This window comes from Nostoc sp. NMS4, assembly GCF_017115095.1.
In the GTDB taxonomy this organism is placed as follows: Bacteria; Cyanobacteriota; Cyanobacteriia; order Cyanobacteriales; family Nostocaceae; genus Nostoc.
On sequence record NZ_JABXKI010000041.1, the window covers coordinates 1 to 5,940 of the forward strand.

General features: G+C 39.4%; 8 protein-coding genes. 1 reads left to right on the forward strand and 7 read right to left on the reverse strand.

The window, feature by feature from the left end; genetic code table 11:
* The 7 genes from HWQ37_RS01590 to HWQ37_RS01620 all read right to left on the reverse strand — a co-directional run.
* Positions 1 to 194, reverse strand: a 194-nt coding sequence (locus HWQ37_RS01590) for a hypothetical protein (protein WP_292742963.1), incomplete at its 3' end; no start/stop codon positions are given.
* A gap of 78 nt (positions 195 to 272) precedes the next feature.
* Positions 273 to 554, reverse strand: coding sequence for a hypothetical protein (locus HWQ37_RS01595; protein ID WP_292742964.1), 282 nt, complete (start codon positions 552 to 554; stop codon positions 273 to 275).
* Positions 547 to 780, reverse strand: coding sequence for a hypothetical protein (locus HWQ37_RS01600; RefSeq protein WP_292742965.1), 234 nt, complete (start codon positions 778 to 780; stop codon positions 547 to 549). The genes HWQ37_RS01595 and HWQ37_RS01600 overlap by 8 nt, the downstream gene beginning before the upstream one ends.
* Positions 781 to 1,143: 363 nt before the next feature.
* On the reverse strand, positions 1,144 to 1,911 hold the full coding sequence (locus tag HWQ37_RS01605; RefSeq protein WP_292742967.1) for a ChaB family protein: 768 nt from the start codon (positions 1,909 to 1,911) through the stop codon (positions 1,144 to 1,146).
* 131 nt (positions 1,912 to 2,042) lie between these two features.
* Positions 2,043 to 2,582 (reverse strand): Dps family protein, encoded by a 540-nt coding sequence (locus HWQ37_RS01610; protein WP_292742969.1) that lies wholly within the window; start codon positions 2,580 to 2,582, stop codon positions 2,043 to 2,045.
* A 332-nt stretch (positions 2,583 to 2,914) separates the two neighbouring features.
* Complete coding sequence (locus HWQ37_RS01615; protein WP_292742971.1) at positions 2,915 to 3,271, reverse strand: hypothetical protein; 357 nt, start codon at positions 3,269 to 3,271, stop codon at positions 2,915 to 2,917.
* Positions 3,272 to 3,827: 556 nt separating this feature from the next.
* Entirely contained in the window at positions 3,828 to 4,928 is a 1,101-nt protein-coding gene (locus tag HWQ37_RS01620; protein ID WP_292742973.1) for a glutamate-cysteine ligase family protein, read from the reverse strand.
* 270 nt (positions 4,929 to 5,198) lie between these two features.
* Here HWQ37_RS01620 and HWQ37_RS01625 point away from each other — a divergent pair, with 270 nt between their 5' ends.
* Positions 5,199 to 5,876, forward strand: coding sequence for a Mo-dependent nitrogenase C-terminal domain-containing protein (locus tag HWQ37_RS01625; protein ID WP_292742975.1), 678 nt, complete (start codon positions 5,199 to 5,201; stop codon positions 5,874 to 5,876).
* Positions 5,877 to 5,940 lie beyond the last annotated feature (64 nt).

Below are 5,940 nucleotides of genomic sequence, written 5' to 3' on the forward strand. Positions count from 1 at the left end.
AAACAGAATTCACTTGGGATATTGCTGGTAAAAGCTATGAACAAGTTTGTCTTGCCAAAGAGTAATCCTAATTCGTAATTAGCACACAGATTAAAAATGCTTGTCCTCAAAAATATCTCACCACCAGCTTCTAGATAATTTCTAATTTGTTCTTTCTTGTCTATTTGGGATAAATCTGTGTAGAAACGTTGCAATGCAACGTCTCTACATCGGTTGTGCAAATTATCTTATCTAAATCGTATTGGTTTTTAGTTGGCTGGTGAATAAGCACGTCAATTATTGTCAAACCTAGTCGAACAACCTAACACAAGTAATTTTTTCTGCTTACGCTTCTTCTTATTTTTGAGAGTAGCCAAATAATTATCAACGTAGCGAAAAGCAGCTGCACCGTCATAATCAGCAATGGCTATAGCTTGCAAGAAAACCTTTGAGGGAATTTCAAACCCTAAAAATTTTTCTGTTAAGATTAACAAATCTTCATCTGTGGCAGGAAAAGTAATTTCTTCTGTATCTTCTGAATCAGAAAATATATCATCAATTAACGCTTTATACACTTTGTACCTCCCCAAAAGCATAAGATGCAAAGCCTGTAATAAAGTTTAGTTGCTGATCGCGAGTTTGTAAGTTAACTGGCAGTTCAGTACCAGCACATCCGATTTCGCGTAAAATCTCCAAACAATAACCACCGAGTTGAGTGTATGGAGCTTGCTCCAATTCTTGAGCTACTTCTAGAGCCATCTCCAGATTGACTTGGATAACCGTCTTTACAGGGTTGGTCATAAATACGCCCTCATAAACTGGATGCTCTAAGTTTTGATCACAAGCACAAATAGCGTAACGGTGTTTTTGCGGAATTTATGAAGAGGGGAAAATAAAATGTCAGCGCATTTGCGGTAATGTATCCGAAATTATGCAAACTCTCTTCAGAGCTAGGCAATTTCTATCTAAGTGCGATCGCTTGTTGAATACGTATAAATATGTACAAATAATCCCATATTATTGCCAATATACTTACTTTTTGTGGGATAGACCTAAAAGCCCACCCCACAAAATTGGATAATTTATTTGTTGGAAATCCCTGACATGAAGTTTGTTTAGGAGATTTCCTAGTAGATTGGGAGATAATTTCTGAGGCGCAGTACTTTAAGCTTTCACCTTAGCTTTAGACCAGACACCATTTTCATCTTCATCATATTGCTGGTGAATAGTCTCCCAAGCAGCTTGTTCAGCCGTGAACTCGTCACTTCTTTCACTGAGTACAGCATTATAGCGTTCAATGAATGTACTCTGAGCTTCTTCAGAAAGATGAGCGCGAACTTCAGGAGACAAGTCTGCTGGACTGTTGCACTGACCAGAACAAGAACGAGCCAGAGTTTTCTCAATCGTGTGAATTTCTTCGCCACCAGCACTTTCGAGCAGCAATTGAAATTCGCCAGTGCGATCGCTCGGAACTTCTGCCATCACGAAAAATTCGCCAGCTTGTAAGCGAGTTTGATAGATAGCCGCTTTATCTTCTGGCATTCCCAAAGTAGTTAGAACCGATACTAGACCGGCACCTGCGCTACCTGCGATCGCTCCACTAGCAGCCCCCAATAGCACTGCACCAATCGGTCCTGCTGCCACAATTGGGCCGACAAAGGGAATAAACAATACGCCTACACCCGTAAGCAAGCTGAGAAAGGAACCAAACAAGGAACCAAAAACTGCTCCTGTTCTCAAACCTCCGAGAATCACATCTTTTTTACTAATAAAGCCAGCGATTCTCGTTTCCGATTGGAAATTTCTACCCATGACCGAAATATGATCTCTAGGTACACCCCTGTCTAGTAAACGTCTAATTACATCATCAATTTGCTTCTGCTCTTTGAATACAGCAGAAATTGTACGTTCTGCTTTATATACTTCTGGCACTTAAAAACTCCTTGTATTATGTTGTTTTGAGTAGATCCAGGCGGATTCATTTTTTCACACCATTTGAGGGAGGAATCAACCCTCCCTCAACTAGTTTCAGAGTTAGCGATCGTGAACTCAGATGTTATAAACTATACACCTACGGGAGTCTTAGCCCCTGCTGTTGGCTTTCTACCATCTGAGTCTATTGCCTCGCCTTCAATAAATGAACGCAGCATCCAAGCGATTTGTTCATGCTGTTCCAAGAGTCCAGTTAAAAAGTCAGCAGTTCCCTGATCGTGGAACTTTTCACCAGACTGATCTACATGGTCTCTCAAGTTACGAATAACCTGCTCGTGATCGTCCACTAAATTAGCTACCATCCCGGTTGCTGTGGGTACATTACCAGCATGTTCTTTGAGGGTAGCAAGCTTGAGAAATCCCTCCAATGTGCCAACAGGATAACCGCCCAAAGCACGAACTCGTTCTGCCAAAGCATCAATATTTAGAGTCAGCTTTTGGTAGTGTTCTTCCCAAAGCTGGTGCAAAGAGCGGAACTGAGGGCCAACCACATCCCAGTGATACTTTTTGGTTTTCACCAACAGTAAATAGGCATCTGCCAAATCTTGATTCAACAGATTAATTACACCTTGACGCTGTTCGTCTGTCAAACCAATGTTTATCGCACGCATTGTTTTCCATCCCTAAGCAAACTTATTTATTAACTTGCCAAATTTTCCACATAATCCACATCAACCAAAGGAAACATTATGAGTTTAGATTAATTCTTACATTCCATAGTTATACCTATGCCTTAATAGGTAGACATAAGTAGACATAATTAAATATAAAATAAACTCTTAGTTTGTAGTGAGCGATTTATCGCTCATAGCAACGATTATCAGGAATTTACGAATTACGAATTACGCTTTCCGGTACTAGCCCTATATAATAATTAGTAATGGGTGATTGCTTTTACACAATCACCCATTACTAACAAAAAATTACCAAGGTATTAACTCTATTACTTACCTGTAATTTTATCCAACAAATTCTTTGCTTTTTCTTCTACTGAGGTTGCACCCTGGGAATTTTCAGGACTCTTTTGCTTGTCAATATCAGCCGCTCCCTGAACCTCATTGAGTCCTTGATTGGACTCCTTTTGAACCTTTTTCAATCCTTGTGGTGGTTCTTTAGCAGCTTGGTCAGTTTTGCGCTGAATGTCAAGTAGTTGTGTAGTACCTTCAGTGGGGTTACTTTGGTAGCTATCAATTGCAAAAGCAGGAAAAGCATTAGAGAATAAGACTAGGGCGCAAGTAAAAGCCACTACTAGAAAACGTACTGGACGGAAAATAGATAAAACAGAAGTAATCATCTTCATTTGAAATCCTCCATAACAGCTTTAACAACGCATAACTTTACACTGAAAGATCGAAGCATATACCTTTACTTAACAATTTTAAGCAATAATAAAACTGGCAAGCTCTGCTTCAATCTAGAAGTTCTTGAAAAAATGAACCTGACGAAGAAATTTCTTTTGTATTTCTGCATCGGATTAGTAAGGGATAATAAGCAAATACCACCTTAATTCTTTAGCAAAATCATTAGATTTCACAGAATCATTAGATTTCATAATTGAAATCCTTCGTTTCAGGTTCCCTTGTTTACACTTTTACTTTGAAAAACCTAACGTCTGCATCAATCTCTAGAATGAACTTTACTGCATCTTTAGTTGCAATAAAATCAGTCTCTAGGTATATCGACTTAATCTAATTTTAGCAGGTTAATGACTCTACTATTTATATTCAGTGAGCTAGACTTTATCCAATCAAAGAACTTTCAGGAATATGCACCTTAGAGGACATTTGTAAAGTAGCAATTTATATAAAGATTCTTCTTAATCCCCTTTCATAAAAGGAGGAAAATAAATCTTTTCTTTAAACTTGATAAGTCTGCCTTATTACCTCTTCTATTGAATTTACGCGATGGAACATTTCTATTAATTCATGGGATCTTGTTTTTCGCTTTGCCAGCAGCACTTTTAACGGTGTTAAATAATGAACATCTGGGTCATCTCCCAAAGCCACTTCTGCTGCTTGCAAGATTTTTGTCGCATTCTCAAAAATATCTTCGTTTTCAAACGCTTCTTTTGCAGAAATTTGGTGTAAGGCTGCATCGGGTACAGTTGCTCTACCCGCTAAGGTTTCATCTAACACCAAACCTTTCAATAATATCAGCAAAGCCGCATAGATTGAAAAATTATCACAACTATCACAAGCCTTAAATTCGATGCGTCCCACTTCCGCCGGAATGCGGGCGATTTTTGTTAAGGCAGGTGTGCTATAAATCAGTTGTTCTTCTTTTTGAACAAAAACCAGAGTAGCTGGTCTTTTTCCAGTTCTGATAAATGTTCGTACCGATAGCCCATCCCATAAACCTCCATTATAAAAGGGAGAGCTATAACTAAAAGGAACGATATAGGGACTGTAATAAGTTAATTTTCTGCCAACATCAATCACATCTTCAGTTGAAAAATCTGTCACTGAGATATTTAAATCTGGCCCATAAGATACCATGTGAATATTAGCAGTTTGTTCGTCAGGATAAGCTTCTAACTGTTTGATTTCATAATTGTTTAATGGGGGTTGAGGCTCAAAAGCTGGATTGTAGGGATTGAAGCTAACCAAAACTGGTGATAAACCAAATTCAGCAGCAACCTCACGTAGCAAGTCAAAACTTTCTGATAATTCAGTAATAGCGCCTTGAATATTAGAATGGATAGTTGTTCTAATTTCAATACCTTTAACATGACAGTCGATCACCTCATCAGAATCCGCAAATCTTTCAAATCCCTCAATGTACCATCTTTTGATCTTAATACCTGCATCACCCACACGTAGTTGAGGATAGTCGCTGGGATATGTGGGTAGCCTTTCAATAATTTGATTGAAATCAGCAAACTTTGTGTGGGAAAAATCAGCAAACTTCCCCTCATTGTTCAAGAAAGCGACTTCATGCTCAATACCAAAGAAAAACATTATATATACCTTAATTGTTTAGAGTTAACTTAATTTAACTAATACCTAGCGATCGCAATCCCACAGAGAAGAAAGTAACATCAGTAAACGATTCAAATTTACTTTAAGTATAAAAATTCTCAATAAAGCTACAAATGGATTTTACCTTAAGACCGACTGTTACGATTTGAAAACTTCTCTGATTTATTTTTCTGTGTTGCTTCCACTATCTTCATAGTCACTGGTTAGGGTAGCGTAGTAGTGACTGAGGAAAGCTTAAGACGTGAGTTTATGACAAGTACCGTTCAATCCCCCTACAGCAACGAACAGATTGCCGCTTGGTTGCGTGGACTGCTTACTATTGCTTGGGCTGATGGTAATTTTGACGATCAAGAACAGGAATTAATTGCCAGCATCACCGAAAATGAATTAGCTCCTAAGATTAAATTCGATTCACTAGAGGTAATTACCCCAGAGGAATTAGCCGCAGCCTTGGGTAAAGGTACACCCGCCGCAGAAAATTTCTTAAGGACAGCGATAATGGTAGCGATCGCAGATGGTACTTATTCTCCCAGCGAAGATGAGGTTCTGCAACAGTTCTGCCAAGCCTTAGAACAGCCAGAGAAGTTGCTGGAAGCCCTTCGCCACACCCTGGAACACCCACAGCAAATTACCCCCACTATCGCCAGCACTGGGCTAACAAAGCGTCAAATTAATGCCCTACATCCCCTGCAAGACTGGCTCGATGGGCTAGATATCCAAGACCCAAGAGTAGCCCGCTTTTTGTGTAAAATGATTCCCTCCCAGTGTCCCTTTGAACGGGATGTCACCCTATTTGGACGCAAGATTGTGCATATCCCACCGATGTGTAAAATCAACCCATTATATGAGCAGATGGTAGGCTTACGTTTCCGCGCCCTCTCTTATTTAGCAGATAAATGCGGTGAAGATGTTTCACCATATATTTGAGTAGGGGTAGGAGACAAGGGAGACAAGGGAGACAAGGGAGACAAGGGAGACAAGGGAGACAAGG